The organism is Pseudomonas sp. LAMO17WK12:I1 (assembly GCF_900177315.1).
In the GTDB taxonomy this organism is placed as follows: Bacteria; Pseudomonadota; Gammaproteobacteria; order Pseudomonadales; family Pseudomonadaceae; genus Aquipseudomonas; species Aquipseudomonas marginalis.
On record NZ_FWZV01000005.1, the window covers coordinates 323,544 to 336,448 of the forward strand.

A 12,905-nucleotide genomic window follows, 5' to 3' on the forward strand; every position below is an offset into this window, starting at 1 on the left:
TATGCGTAACTGGATTACGATAAAAACAACTTCCGCCCTGAGGATGATCCATGAACCTCGAATACCTGTCGGGCTTCGGCAATGAATTCGCCAGCGAAGCCCTGCCCGGCGCCTTGCCGGTCGGCCAGAACTCCCCGCAAAAAGCCCCCTACGGGCTGTATACCGAGCTGTTTTCCGGCACCGCCTTCACCATGGTACGCAGCGAAGCCCGCCGCACCTGGCTGTACCGCATCCAGCCATCGGCCAATCACCCCGCGTTTATCAAGCTGGAGCGGCAGCTGGCCGGCGGTCCGTTGGGCGCGGTGACGCCCAATCGCTTGCGTTGGAACCCGTTGGATATTCCGAGTGAGCCGACAGACTTTATCGACGGCCTGGTCGGCATGGTAGCCAACGCCGGGTCGGAAAAACCCTCGGGCATCAGCATCTATAACTACTGCGCTAATCGCTCCATGGACCGCGTGTTCTTCAATGCCGACGGCGAGCTGTTGATCGTCCCCGAGCAGGGCCGCCTGCGCATCGCCACCGAACTGGGGGTGCTGGACGTCGAGCCGCTGGACATTGTGGTGTTGCCCCGTGGCCTCAAATTTCGTGTCGAGCTGCTGGATGCACAGGCGCGCGGTTACGTCGCCGAAAACCACGGCGCGCCCCTGCGCCTGCCGGACCTGGGGCCTATCGGCAGCAACGGCCTGGCCAATCCGCGTGACTTCCTCACCCCGGTGGCCCACTACGAAGACCTCAGGCAACCGACCACGCTGGTGCAGAAATTCCTCGGTGAACTGTGGGCCTGTGAGCTGGACCATTCACCGCTGAACGTGGTGGCCTGGCACGGCAATAACGTGCCGTACAAATACGACCTGCGCCGCTTCAACACCCTTGGCACCGTGAGCTTCGATCACCCCGATCCGTCGATCTTCACCGTATTGACCTCGCCCACCAGCGTGCACGGCCTGGCCAACCTCGACTTCGTGATCTTCCCGCCGCGCTGGATGGTGGCCGAGAACACTTTCCGTCCGCCGTGGTTCCACCGCAACCTGATGAACGAATACATGGGCCTGATCCAGGGCGCCTACGATGCCAAGGCCGAAGGCTTCCTGCCCGGCGGCGCGTCGCTGCACAGTTGCATGAGCGCCCACGGCCCGGACGGCGAGACCTGCACCAAGGCCATCAACGTCGACCTGGCACCGCACAAGATCGATAACACCATGGCCTTCATGTTCGAGACCAGCCAAGTGCTGCGTCCTACTCAGTTCGCCCTGGAGTGCCCGCAACTGCAACCTTCCTATGACGCGTGCTGGGCCTCGTTGCCCGTCACCTTCAACCCGAACCGGAGATAACCCATGACGCAGCCAACCCTTACCCGCAGTTGGGTAGCCTCCGCCAATGGTCACCGCGATTTCCCCCTGCAAAACCTGCCGCTGGGCGTGTTCAGCATCAACGGCTCGGCCCCGCGCAGTGGCGTGGCGATTGGCGACGCGATCCTCGACCTGCACGCCGCCCTGGATGAGTTTGAGGGCGAAGCCCGCCGCGCCGTTGACGCGACTGCGGGCGGCCAGCTGAACGCCTTTTTCGAGCTGGGCCGTGGCCCGCGCGTGGCCTTGCGCGAGCGCCTGCTGGAACTGCTTGCCGAGGGCAGCAGGCTGCAGGCCCGTGAAGCGCAGGTGCTGCACCGCGCCGCCGATTGCCAGATGCACCTGCCGGCGAAGATCAACGACTACACCGACTTCTACGTCGGCATCGAGCACGCGCAAAACGTCGGCAAACTGTTCCGCCCGGATAACCCGCTGCTGCCGAACTACAAGTACGTGCCGATCGGTTATCACGGCCGCGCCTCGACCATTCGCCCCTCGGGTGCCGACGTCCGTCGCCCCAAAGGCCAGACCTTGCCGGCTGGCCAGACCGAACCAACCTTCGGCCCCTGCGCACGCCTGGACTATGAGCTGGAACTGGGCATCTGGATCGGCCAGGGCAATGCCATGGGCGACTCGATTGCCATTGGCGATGCGGCCGAGCATATCGCCGGTTTCTGCCTGCTCAATGATTGGTCGGCGCGGGACATCCAGGCCTGGGAATACCAGCCGCTGGGGCCGTTCCTGTCGAAGAGCTTTATCACCAGCATTTCACCGTGGGTGGTCACGGCCGAAGCCCTGGAACCGTTCCGCAAAGCCCAGCCGGCGCGGCCCGAAGGCGATCCGCAGCCACTGCCGTACCTGCTGGATAAGCGTGACCAGGCCGCTGGCGCCTTGGATATCGAGCTTGAGGTGCTGTTGACCACCGCCGCCATGCGCGAACAGAACCTGCCGGCCCATCGCGTGGCCCTGAGCAACAGCCTGCATATGTACTGGACCGTCGCGCAATTGGTGGCGCACCACAGCGTCAACGGCTGCCAACTGCAGGCCGGTGACCTGTTTGGTTCGGGCACCTTGTCCGGCCCTGAAGCCGGGCAGTTCGGCAGCCTGCTGGAGATGACCGAAGGCGGCAAGAAGGTCATCGAACTGCCTTCCGGCGAAGTGCGCAGGTTCCTTGAGGACGGTGACGAGGTCATCCTGCGCGCCCGTTGCAACCGTGAAGGCTTCGCCTCCATCGGCTTCGGCGAATGCCGTGGCACCGTGGTCGCGGCGCGCTAGGAGGGCAGGGCGATGGAACTCTATACCTACTACCGCTCTACGGCGTCCTACCGGGTGCGCATCGCCCTTGCGCTCAAGGGCCTGGATTTCACTGCGGTGCCCGTCAACCTGCTGGTGCCGGCGGGTGGCGCCAATCGCCAGCCCGAATACCTGGCCATCAACCCCCAAGGTCGTGTGCCGGCCTTGCGCACCGATGACGGCGAGCTGCTGATTCAGTCCGCGGCGATCATTGAATACCTGGACGAACGTTATCCACAGGTGCCGCTGCTTTCCAAGGACATGGCCACCCGTGCCCATGAGCGCGCAGTGGCGTCGATCATCGGCTGCGATATTCACCCATTGCACAACTCCAGCACCCAGAACCTGTTGCGTCAGTGGGGACATGACGAGGCGCAGGTGCTGGAGTGGATCGGGCATTGGATCAGCCAGGGGCTGGGGGCGGTGGAACAGTTGATTGGCGATAAGGGCTATTGCTTCGGCGAGCAGCCGGGGATGGCCGATGCCTTCCTGATTCCCCAATTGTATGCGGCGGAGCGCTTCAAGGTGCCGTTGGGGGCGTATCCACGCATCGGCCGGGTGGCGGCGTTGGCGGCGCAGCATCCGGCATTTATCCAGGCCCATCCTGCCAATCAACCCGACACTCCTGAGTGATCGTGCCCGCGCAGAGCGTGAGCACAATAATAAAAACAGGTACCTTGCGATGCACAATCAGATTGCCAGCTTTCGCGCGGCACTCGATGCCCGTCCGGTGTCGCGCTACCAGTGGTTGATTCTCCTGTTGCTGGCCTTGTTGCTGGTAACCGATGGCTACGATGCCCAGGTGCTGGGTTATGTGGTACCGGCGCTGGCGTCGGATTGGGGGCTGGAAAAGGCCGCGTTCGGACCGGTGTTCAGTGCCAACCTGCTGGGGCTGACCTTGGGCTCGTTGCTGGTGACACCCCTGGCCGACCGCTTTGGCGTTCGCCGCATCCTGCTGGGCTGCGTGCTGATCTACGCCAGCCTCACGGTGTTGATGGTCTTCGCCAGCTCGCTGACCACGCTGATGGCGGCGCGCTTTATCTGCGGTATCGGCATGGGCGGCGCGATGCCCAGTGCCATGGCGTTGATGTCGGACTATTCCCCGCCACGCTTGCGCACCTTGATGGTGACGTTGGCGGCGTGCGGCTTTTCGTTCGGCGGCGCAGCCGGTGGGTTTGTGGCCGCAGGATTTATCGACGGCTTTGGCTGGCAGGCGGTGTTTCTTGCCGGCGGCGTGACGCCGTTGCTGCTGTTCCCTTTCCTGGTGTGGCTGCTGCCGGAATCCCTGCCGCGCCTGCTGCGCGATGCGCCGCCGTATGCACGCTTGCATAAGGTCACCGCGCGCATGTTGCCCGGGTGGCGTGCGCCGCTGGCGGGCGAGGACGAAAACCGCCGCGAGCAGGGCAGCCCGTTGACGGTGGTGGAGCTGTTTCGCCATGGCTATGCACGCCCGACCGTGCTGATCTGGGCGACCTTCTTTGTCAGCCTGATCCTGCTGTATTTCATGATCAGCTGGTTGCCGTCGCTGCTGCTGGAAAGTGGCCTGGCGTTGAGTGAAGCCAACCTGGTGACCTCAATGTTCCTGTTCGCCGGCACCTTGGGGGCCATCGGCATGGCCTGGTTTGCCGATCGATTGAAGCACAAGGTGCGGCTGTTGTCCGGCGTGCTGGCGGCAGCGGCGGTGTGTACCGTGCTGCTGGGGCTGAACCACGACAATCCGCGCTATCTGGTGGCCTGTGTGTTTGCCGCCGGGTTTTGCATCATCGGCGGGCAACTGACCCTTAATGCTTTCGCCAGCAATTTTTATCCGGCGCATGTACGCGCCACCGGTACGGGTTGGGCATTGGGTGTAGGGCGCTTCGGCTCAATCCTGGGCCCGTTGCTGGGCAGCATGCTGCTGGCGATGCATATTCCGGTGCAGCAGATTTTCTTCTTCTGCGCGATTCCGGCGGTGATCGCGGCGTTGTTGATCATTCAAGTGCGCTCGCCCGCGACTGACGCGCCGAAGAGCCCTTTGCATGGCGATATCCTCAAGGTGCCGGCCAATCACTGAAGATGTTGCATCTACATCGAGCAGGATCACCACATAAGCCCGCTTGCCACAGGGAAATAGGCGCTTGAGAGCAGTGGGTTCAATGCACCACGGAGTTGGGTGGCAGGTGCCCCAGGCGTTCAGTCAGGCGCAGGCGTTGGATCGGGTCTTCGCTGAGCATCAACGCGTGTTCCAGGTCGAAGCGCTCGGCGTTGGGGCAGTCCAGGCGTTGATACAGGCTGGCCCGCGCGAGGTAATCGGCAGCGCTGGCATTGCCCAGTTCCAGCACGCGTTCGGCGTCGATCAGCGCGGCCAGGGGGTTGTCATTGGCCAGGTGCAACTGGCGCAGGTTGCGGGACAACCGTTGCAGGATCGAACGGGGTTCGGCGGTGTGCAGGTGATCGGCCTGCAACTTGAGGTTGGGACCATACTGGCGTTGCAGCAGCTCGCGGCAGTCGTTGGGGTACAGGCGTCGCCCGCCGCAAGGGTCCAGCAAGTGATCGGCACCGGGCACCCGCAGCAGGAAGTGGCCGGGGAAGTTGACGCCGACCATGGGAATGCCCAGGCGTCGCGCCAGCTCCATGGCAATCAACCCCATGGCCAGGGGTTGCCCGCGTTTGCGTTGCAACACCTTGTCCAGCAGGGCGGCGGCGGGGCGCAGCGGGGTGAAATCATCCTGGGCGAAGCCGAGGTCATTCATACCTCGCAGCAAGGGTTGGCCCAGTTCATCCGCTGGCAGCAGAGGCATGCCCAGGCTGACCTGTTGCTCGAGCAATTTCAGGTCCTGCATGATCAACGCCGGTTGCACCGCCGGGTCATGCTCGGCGGCGATCCACAGCGCGGCTTCAAACAGCGCGGGGGGCGAACGTTCCAGGCAGGCGAAAAAAGCGTGACGGGGATTCATTGCATTCTCCGGCGAATGCCCCCGTTTTAGCCTTGCTGGGAATTTTCGTCCAGTGGCTTAAGAAATATCCTATCCGCTTATGTCACAAGACCTACAAAACCGGACGGCTTATTCCAGCGCACTTCGGCAGTTTTCTGCCGCAAGCCTATACTTGGCGACACAAGAAGTGATTCGGGAGCTCGACGATGTTTGCTCTCATGCACAGCACCCGCCTTGAATCGCTGCACCTGAGCATCGACCCGGTGACGGGGTTGAAGGCGGTCATAGCCATCCATAACAGCCGCCTGGGCCCTGCCCTGGGTGGTTGTCGCTACCTTGCCTACCCCGACGATGAAAGCGCCGTGGCGGACGCCGCGCGCCTGGCCCAAGGCATGAGCTACAAGGCCGCCCTGGCCGGGTTGCCGGTGGGGGGCGGGACGGCGGTGATCCTGCGCCCCGCCCATGTGGAAAACCGTGCGGCGCTGTTTGAAGCCTTTGGTCGTTGCATCGAGCAACTCGACGGTCGCTACATCACCGCCACCGACAGCGGTACCTCGGTCGCCGACATGGACTGCATCGCCCAGCACACTCGCTTCGTTACCAGCACCACCGCCGCCGGCGACCCCTCGCCCCATGCCGCCATGGGCGTGTTCGCGGGTATCCGCACCACCGCCATGGCCCGCCTGGGCAGCGACAACCTCGAAGGCTTGCGCGTAGCTATCCAGGGCCTGGGCAACGTGGGCTTCGCCCTGGCCGAACAACTGCACGCCGCCGGCGCCGAACTGTTGGTCAGCGACATCGACCACGGCAAGGTGCAGCTGGCCATGGAACAGCTCGGCGCGCACCCTATCGCCAACGACGCCTTGCTCAGCACCCCGTGCGACATCCTCGCGCCCTGCGGCCTGGGCGCAGTGTTCAACCGCCAGAGCGTCGGCCAGCTCCGCTGCGCCGCCGTCGCCGGTTCCGCCAGTGCGCAACTGACCAACCTGCAAGTGGCCGACCAACTCGAAGGCCGCGGCATCCTCTACGCCCCGGACTACGTGATCAACTCCGGCGGCCTGATCTACGTCGCCCTCAAGCACAGCGGTGCCGAACTGCCGACCATCACCGCGCACCTGTCCAACATCGGCACGCGCCTGACTGAAATCTTCGCCCACGCCCAGGCCGAAAAACGCTCACCCGCACGGGTCGCGGACGAACTGGCCGAGCGCCTGCTCTACAAATAGGCCAGGCATTAAAAAGGCCCTGAATCATCGACTCAGGGCCTGTTCAATTCGGGCTTATTCCGCCGGTGCGTTCAGCAACTCGGACAATGCATCCGGTTGGCTCTTGAACGCCTTGGCAAACACATCGCGATTCTTCGCCATGTAGATCCCGGCTTCCTCCACCTGCTGCTCGCTCAGGGACGGCACGGCTTTTTGCAACACTTCTGCGAGCAACTCAGCGAGTTCAAGCATCTTGTCATGACGGTCAGCTTCGGCTTTATCCATGAACAAACGCTCCAGATCTCGGCTGCTGCGGTATACCACTTCGACGGCCATTCACCACCTCACATGCCTTCACGATAGTTGTCTTTTGCGACTACTGTATTTATATACAGCGAAAAGGGTAAGCCAAACCGTGGGGTTTGGGTAGCAGTTTTTTAATGTAGCCCGTAAATACAGGCCAGGCGTGCCTCATGTCACCCCGCCATCATCTTATACCCGCCTCTGGCCTTTTTTCTGCATGCAGAACAACCGTCACGTCCAACCCGCATTATCCGGTCGAACCGACCTAAGGAAGCACCATCGTGAAATTTAATTGGGCCGAAAAGCTGCGCCATCAAGTCCATGGGCTGGCCGAGTCCCTGGGTAACCTGTTTGTCGAGTCGTTCCATTACCTGGCGTTGTTCGCCATCGGTGCGGTGACCGCCTGGGCTGCGGTGATGGAATTCCTGGGGATGCTGGAGAACGGGCACATCAAGATCGACGACATCCTGCTGCTGTTCATCTACCTGGAATTGGGCGCGATGGTCGGGATTTATTTCAAGACCAACCACATGCCGGTGCGCTTCCTGATCTACGTGGCGATCACCGCGCTGACGCGCCTGTTGATCTCCAACGTGTCCCACCACAATCCGCCCGACCTCGGCATCATCTACCTGTGCGGCGGGATTCTGCTGCTGGCGTTTGCGATTCTGGTGGTGCGCTACGCGTCGTCGGCGTTCCCGTCGGTGAAGGTCGAAGGCCCGCGTCGCAAGGGCGAGGCGAGCCTGGAGACCGAGAAGGGTGAGCTTTAAAGCCCGACGCTGAAGGGCAGGGCGCGGGCCGGTGGCCGCTGCAACAATTTGTGGCTGTCGCCGTCCGTCATCACCGCCAGGATCTCCATGGCGCTGTGGCCCTGCTCGATGGCGATGCCGAATTGAATGCTTTGCACCAGGCGTTTGAGCCGTTGCGGGTCGTTGCGTTGTTCGGCGCTGATCATGCGTTTGGCCACTACGCCCGTCTCGTCCGAGAGGGTGAGCATGATGCTGCCGTCGAGCCGTTGGATGCTCAGGTTGACACGGTATTTTGGGGTGAAGGTGTCGGTGATGATCTGAAAAGGATTGTCCATGGTGCGTTACCGCCTGATAAGAACATGCAGTCATTGACGACCGGTGTCGTGATTAGTTCGCGTTGCCTGACCACCGGCCACTCCGTCGCTGAGGTGGTACAAATTCCGTTTACCTCATGGGCTGTACAGCAAAGGGCGTGCCGTACAGCGATCTGTCAAACAATGAGCTCCTTATGGGGGAGGGGGCTTGCTCCCGATAGCGGTGCATCAGTCAATGAATACTTGGCTGATGCACCGCTATCGGGAGCAAGCCCCCTCCCACATGGGTTTTATGTTGTTATTGAGGTTGGTGATCCGTTTCAGGGCAACACGGAAAAAACGATCGCAGACAGCGCAATCAGCCCGATCAGCACCACAAACACATTCGACACCTGGCCCGAATACTGGCGTAAAGCTGGCACGCGATGGATGGCGTACATCGGCATCAGGAACAGCAGGCAGGCGATGATCGGCCCGCCCAGGGTTTCGATCATGCCCAGGATACTCGGGTTGAAGGTGGCCACGGCCCAGCAGGTCAGCACCATGAACAGCGCGGTGCAGCGTTCCAGCCATTTGGATGACATCGAACGGTCACGCCCGCGCAGGGATTTGACGATCAGCCCCTGGAAGCCTTCGCTGGCGCCGATGTAGTGGCCGAGGAAGGACTTGGTAATCGCCACCAGCGCGATCAATGGCGCGGCGTAAGCGATCACCGGCGTCTGGAAATGGTTGGCCAGGTACGACAGGATCGAAATGTTCTGCGCCTTGGCCGCCGCCAGGTCAGCCGGCGACAGGGCCAGCACGCAGCTGAAGCAGAAGAACATCACCGTCAGCACCATCATGCCGTGGGCCGTGGCGAGGATGCCGCTGCTTTTGCGTTCGGCCAGCGGGCCGTACACGCGCTTCTGGTCGACGGCGAAGGCGGAGATAATCGGCGAGTGGTTGAATGAGAACACCATCACCGGGATCGCCAGCCATAGCGTGTTGAAAAACACTGGCAGGGGCATGCCTTCGCTGGCGGAGGCGAAGAAGGCGCCGTTCCAGTTGGGGATCAGGCTGAGCGCCAGCAACAGCAAGGCGGCGACGAACGGATAGACCAGCACGCTCATGGCCTTGACGATCACACCCTGGCCGCAGCGCACAATGGCCATCAGGCCGAGGATCAGTACCAGCGACAGGATCGCCCGGGGCGGCGGCGCCAGGTGCAGTTGGTGCTCCATAAAGCTGCCCAGGGTGTTGGTCAGTGCCACGCTGTACACCAGCAGGATCGGGAAGATCGCAAAAAAATACAGCAGGGTGATCAGCTTGCCCGCACCGACGCCGAAGTGTTCTTCGACGACTTCGGTGATGTCGCCGGATTTGCCTGACAACACAAAGCGCGTCAGCCCACGGTGGGCAAAGAAGGTCATCGGGAAGGCCAGCAGCGCCAGCACGATCAACGGCCAGAAGCCGCCGACGCCGGCATTGATCGGCAGGAACAAGGTGCCGGCGCCAATGGCGGTGCCGTAGAGGCCGAGCATCCACGTGGTGTCGTGTTGGGTCCAGCCAGTGGTAACGGTAGTGTCTAAAGCAGGATTTTCAGCCGCAGGTGTACGTACATCGGTCATCGTTATTGCCTCGTTATTATTTTTGCGCGGGCTCACGTTGGGGCGGGACGAAGTGCTCCGATCAGCACTCCACCCAGCTGACCGCCAGGCCGCCCCGTGAAGTTTCTTTGTATTTGTCGTGCATGTCGGCGCCGGTATCGCGCATGGTGCGGATCACCCGGTCGAGGGAAATGAAGTGCTTGCCGTCACCGCGCAGGGCCATTTGCGTGGCGTTGATGGCCTTGACCGCGGCGATGGCATTGCGCTCGATGCACGGCACCTGCACCAGGCCGCCGACCGGGTCGCAGGTCAGGCCGAGGTTGTGTTCCAGGCCGATTTCGGCGGCGTTTTCCAGTTGCTCGGGGGTGGCGCCGAGGATGTCGGCCAAGCCGGCGGCGGCCATGGCGCAGGCTGAACCGACTTCGCCCTGGCAGCCGACTTCGGCACCGGAGATCGAGGCGTTTTTCTTACACAGAATGCCGACGGCTGCGGCGGCCAGGAAGAAATTGACCACGTCGTCGTCAGACGCGTCGGCATTGAACTTCATGTAGTAATGCAGTACCGCCGGGATGATTCCCGCTGCGCCATTGGTCGGCGCCGTGACCATGCGCCCGCCTGCGGCATTTTCTTCGTTGACGGCGAGGGCGAACAGGTTGACCCATTCCATGGCCGACAAGGTCGAGGTGATTACATTGGGTTTGCCGATTTCCAACAGGCTGCGGTGCAATTTCGCCGCACGCCGTGGCACGTCCAGGCCACCGGGCAGGATGCCTTCATCGCGCAAGCCTTGTTCCACACATTCGCGCATCACCGACCAGATATGCAGCAGGCCGCTGCGGATCTGTTCTTCGCTGCGCCAGGCGCGTTCGTTGGCCATCATCAATTCCGAAACCCGCAGGCCGTGCTGGTTGCACAGGGCCAGCAGCTCGACGGCGCTAGAGAAGTCGTAGGGCAATTGCACATCGCTGGCCGGCGCGATGCCCGAAGCCGCTTCAGCGGCTTCGATGATGAAACCGCCACCCACCGAATAATAGGTCTGCTCGCTGAGCAGGCCGTGGTCGCCGTAGGCGTGCAGGGACATGGCGTTGGGGTGGTAGGGCAGGCTTTCGTCCAGCAGCAGGAGGTCGCTGTGCCAGTTGAAGGCAATTTCCTGTTGACCGGCCAGCAACAACTGTCCGGACTCGCGCAGCTGTTGGATTCGCGTGTTGATCGAAGTGGGATCGACCTGATCCGGCCATTCGCCCATCAAGCCCATGACGCAGGCGCGGTCGGTGGCGTGGCCGACACCAGTGGCGGACAGCGAGCCATACAGGCGCACTTCGACCCGGCGCGTTTCACTCAGCAAGTGCTGGTCGTTCAAGGCCTGGGCGAAGGTCGCCGCCGCGCGCATGGGGCCGACGGTATGGGAGCTGGACGGGCCGATGCCCACTTTGAATAGGTCGAAAACGCTGATAGCCATGCTAAAGCCTTACAAGCAATGGAGTAGGAATCGCTGCCATGTTTTGTAGGACGAGCGCAATTGGCGCGATACTGAGCCTCTGGATCGGCACTGACCAACGAATTATCCTAAGACACCCTTTAGCAGGACTAAACCCTATGGCTCGCCCTCTCCATGGCCAGACTTACGTCTGGTTGCACGTGTTTTCCTGCGCTGCCCGGCATCTGTCGTTCACCCGCTGCGCCGAAGAACTGCACATCACGCCGGGGGCGGTGAGCCAGCAAATCCGCCAGTTGGAGGAGCGCCTCGGGTTTCGGCTGTTTCATCGACGGGCACGGGGGGTGGAGCTGAGTGCCGAGGGCCAGCGCCTGGCGGCAACGGTGGGGGAAGCCTACGGCAGCATTGACGCCGAGTTGCAGCGGTTGGATGCGGGAATGATCAGCGGCACGCTTCGCCTGCGCTCGATTCCATCATTTCTCGGCAAGTGGCTGACCCCACGCCTACCGCGCTTGCAGCAGCGCTTCCCGGATATCCAACTGCGCATGGTCGCCGAGGACAGCAGCATCGCCCTGCACGAAGGCGACTTTGACCTAGCCATCGACCTCAATGACGGCAGCTACCCTGGCCTGTTATCCACAGCCCTGCTGGATGAGCAGATTTTCCCGGTCTGCGCCCCCAGCCTGTTGCGGGGTCGACCGCCCTTGCACGGTCCGGCCGATCTCGCGCATTTCCCGCTGCTGCACGACATTACCGCCTGGCGTGGGAGTTATGAGTATGCGGAGTGGGAGTTCTACCTGAATGCCATCGGCTATCACGTCGCCGATGTACGCCGTGGCCACACCTTCAATCGCAACCACCTGACCATCGAAGCCGCCATCGCCGGCATGGGCGTGGCGATTGCGCGACGCACCTTGCTCAATGATGAGCTGGAACGTGGCACCTTGATCGTGCCGTTCGGCCTCGCGGTGCCCAACCACAAACGTTATGTGCTGCTGTATGCGCCGGGCGCCCTGAACCATCCGGGCGTGCGCGCGGTGCATGACTGGCTGGTGGAGGAAGCAGGCATTTTTCGCGCCTTGCACCCGCTGGGGGAAGGGCAATTGTGAGGGGCGCGGAGCGTAAGAAGATGTAACTAACTCCCCACCCTAACAGTGTTTCTGCTTGTCGTCAGGGTTAATTTGTAATGTGGGATTTATCTTTGCAAAGGGGTTGAAATGTTTCTCTGACTGCTCAATTGTGTAATCAAGAGGTCATGGTTTCACCACCCCGGTGTTGCAGTTTGTGACCTCTCGCGAGCTAGCTGAAATAAGGGAAGAACTATGCAAATCCAAGTCAATAGCGATAACCATATTGAAAGCAGCATCCGACTGGAGGAGTGGGTACGTACTACCATTGAGAGCACGCTCGAACGTTATGAAGAAGACCTGACCCGAGTGGAGGTCTACCTGCGGGATGAGAACGGCGACAAGCCCGGTCCCCACGATTTAAGTTGCCGACTGGAAGCGCGGCCAAAAGGCCATCAACCGCTGTCGGTGTCCGCCAAGGGCGATACCCTGGAACAAGCGATTGACAGCGCGGCCACCAAGCTGGATCACGCATTGGAACATCTGTTTGGTCGACTGCAAGGCAAGCCCCGCGCTGCCGCGAAAAACCAGCCCATTAACAAAGTGAATGAAGACGCGCTGGAACAGGAATTCCTGGAAAACGAAAACGCGGTCATCAACGGCTGACGTTCTTTTCACCCCCTGCAAAC

Annotated in this window: 13 protein-coding genes; 8 read left to right on the forward strand and 5 right to left on the reverse strand. The window is 61.7% G+C overall.

From position 1 onward, the window contains the following. Window positions 1–50 precede the first annotated feature (50 nt). Genes hmgA through B9N88_RS11770 form a run of 4 tightly spaced genes read left to right on the forward strand, consistent with a single transcriptional unit; the run spans window position 51 to window position 4,695 of the window. Window positions 51–1,334 carry a homogentisate 1,2-dioxygenase gene (hmgA, locus tag B9N88_RS11755; protein WP_027604694.1) on the forward strand — a complete coding sequence of 428 codons (1,284 nt, stop codon included), beginning with the start codon at window positions 51–53 and terminating at the stop codon, window positions 1,332–1,334. Window positions 1,335–1,337: 3 nt separating this feature from the next. Continuing rightward, the gene (fahA, locus tag B9N88_RS11760; protein ID WP_027604693.1) at window positions 1,338–2,624 is read left to right on the forward strand and encodes a fumarylacetoacetase; all 1,287 of its coding nucleotides are present in this window, start codon (window positions 1,338–1,340) and stop codon (window positions 2,622–2,624) included. Between the two features lie 12 nt (window positions 2,625–2,636). After that, window positions 2,637–3,275: a maleylacetoacetate isomerase gene (gene maiA / locus B9N88_RS11765; protein WP_027604692.1), complete on the forward strand. Its 639-nt coding sequence runs from the start codon at window positions 2,637–2,639 to the stop codon at window positions 3,273–3,275. 49 nt (window positions 3,276–3,324) lie between these two features. Then, complete coding sequence (locus tag B9N88_RS11770; RefSeq protein ID WP_027604691.1) at window positions 3,325–4,695, forward strand: MFS transporter; 1,371 nt, start codon at window positions 3,325–3,327, stop codon at window positions 4,693–4,695. 79 nt (window positions 4,696–4,774) lie between these two features. Here the strand turns inward: B9N88_RS11770 and B9N88_RS11775 are convergent, their stop codons facing one another. Continuing rightward, complete coding sequence (locus B9N88_RS11775) at window positions 4,775–5,578, reverse strand: SirB1 family protein (protein WP_027604690.1); 804 nt, start codon at window positions 5,576–5,578, stop codon at window positions 4,775–4,777. 185 nt (window positions 5,579–5,763) lie between these two features. Between B9N88_RS11775 and B9N88_RS11780 the strand changes: the two genes are divergently transcribed. After that, entirely contained in the window at window positions 5,764–6,783 is a 1,020-nt protein-coding gene (locus B9N88_RS11780; protein WP_027604689.1) for a Leu/Phe/Val dehydrogenase, read from the forward strand. Window positions 6,784–6,837: 54 nt separating this feature from the next. On the opposite strand, the gene B9N88_RS11785 is transcribed toward B9N88_RS11780, so the two are convergent. Beyond that, on the reverse strand, window positions 6,838–7,098 hold the full coding sequence (locus tag B9N88_RS11785) for a YebG family protein (protein WP_012722374.1): 261 nt from the start codon (window positions 7,096–7,098) through the stop codon (window positions 6,838–6,840). A 248-nt stretch (window positions 7,099–7,346) separates the two neighbouring features. Between B9N88_RS11785 and B9N88_RS11790 the strand changes: the two genes are divergently transcribed. Next, window positions 7,347–7,835 (forward strand): phosphate-starvation-inducible protein PsiE, encoded by a 489-nt coding sequence (locus B9N88_RS11790; protein WP_027604688.1) that lies wholly within the window; start codon window positions 7,347–7,349, stop codon window positions 7,833–7,835. Here the strand turns inward: B9N88_RS11790 and B9N88_RS11795 are convergent. The 3 genes from B9N88_RS11795 to B9N88_RS11805 form a co-directional block, all read right to left on the reverse strand. Then, a complete protein-coding gene (locus tag B9N88_RS11795) occupies window positions 7,832–8,149 on the reverse strand; it encodes a DUF3509 domain-containing protein (RefSeq protein ID WP_027604687.1) in 318 nt (105 codons plus the stop codon). The genes B9N88_RS11790 and B9N88_RS11795 overlap by 4 nt on opposite strands. A gap of 299 nt (window positions 8,150–8,448) precedes the next feature. After that, window positions 8,449–9,735 (reverse strand): serine/threonine transporter, encoded by a 1,287-nt coding sequence (locus B9N88_RS11800; protein ID WP_027604686.1) that lies wholly within the window; start codon window positions 9,733–9,735, stop codon window positions 8,449–8,451. 61 nt (window positions 9,736–9,796) lie between these two features. After that, on the reverse strand, window positions 9,797–11,173 hold the full coding sequence (locus tag B9N88_RS11805; RefSeq protein WP_027604685.1) for an L-serine ammonia-lyase: 1,377 nt from the start codon (window positions 11,171–11,173) through the stop codon (window positions 9,797–9,799). Between the two features lie 137 nt (window positions 11,174–11,310). On the opposite strand from B9N88_RS11805, the gene B9N88_RS11810 reads away from it, so the two are divergent. Both B9N88_RS11810 and B9N88_RS11815 read left to right on the forward strand, forming a co-directional pair. After that, window positions 11,311–12,258, forward strand: a complete 948-nt coding sequence (locus B9N88_RS11810) for a LysR substrate-binding domain-containing protein (protein ID WP_027604684.1) — start codon at window positions 11,311–11,313, stop codon at window positions 12,256–12,258. A 213-nt stretch (window positions 12,259–12,471) separates the two neighbouring features. Continuing rightward, window positions 12,472–12,882, forward strand: a complete 411-nt coding sequence (locus B9N88_RS11815) for an HPF/RaiA family ribosome-associated protein (protein ID WP_027604683.1) — start codon at window positions 12,472–12,474, stop codon at window positions 12,880–12,882. Window positions 12,883–12,905: the final 23 nt, after the last annotated feature.

What these genes read in the sequence shown, in the direction of transcription:
- hmgA (WP_027604694.1), top strand. Translation starts at nt 51, where the DNA reads ATGAACCTCGAATACCTGTCGGGCTTCGGCAATGAATTCGCCAGCGAA.
- fahA (WP_027604693.1), top strand. Translation starts at nt 1,338, where the DNA reads ATGACGCAGCCAACCCTTACCCGCAGTTGGGTAGCCTCCGCCAATGGT.
- maiA (WP_027604692.1), top strand. Translation starts at nt 2,637, where the DNA reads ATGGAACTCTATACCTACTACCGCTCTACGGCGTCCTACCGGGTGCGC.
- B9N88_RS11770 (WP_027604691.1), top strand. Translation starts at nt 3,325, where the DNA reads ATGCACAATCAGATTGCCAGCTTTCGCGCGGCACTCGATGCCCGTCCG.
- B9N88_RS11775 (WP_027604690.1), bottom strand. Translation starts at nt 5,578, where the DNA reads ATGAATCCCCGTCACGCTTTTTTCGCCTGCCTGGAACGTTCGCCCCCC.
- B9N88_RS11780 (WP_027604689.1), top strand. Translation starts at nt 5,764, where the DNA reads ATGTTTGCTCTCATGCACAGCACCCGCCTTGAATCGCTGCACCTGAGC.
- B9N88_RS11785 (WP_012722374.1), bottom strand. Translation starts at nt 7,098, where the DNA reads ATGGCCGTCGAAGTGGTATACCGCAGCAGCCGAGATCTGGAGCGTTTG.
- B9N88_RS11795 (WP_027604687.1), bottom strand. Translation starts at nt 8,149, where the DNA reads ATGGACAATCCTTTTCAGATCATCACCGACACCTTCACCCCAAAATAC.
- B9N88_RS11800 (WP_027604686.1), bottom strand. Translation starts at nt 9,735, where the DNA reads ATGACCGATGTACGTACACCTGCGGCTGAAAATCCTGCTTTAGACACT.
- B9N88_RS11805 (WP_027604685.1), bottom strand. Translation starts at nt 11,173, where the DNA reads ATGGCTATCAGCGTTTTCGACCTATTCAAAGTGGGCATCGGCCCGTCC.
- B9N88_RS11810 (WP_027604684.1), top strand. Translation starts at nt 11,311, where the DNA reads ATGGCTCGCCCTCTCCATGGCCAGACTTACGTCTGGTTGCACGTGTTT.
- B9N88_RS11815 (WP_027604683.1), top strand. Translation starts at nt 12,472, where the DNA reads ATGCAAATCCAAGTCAATAGCGATAACCATATTGAAAGCAGCATCCGA.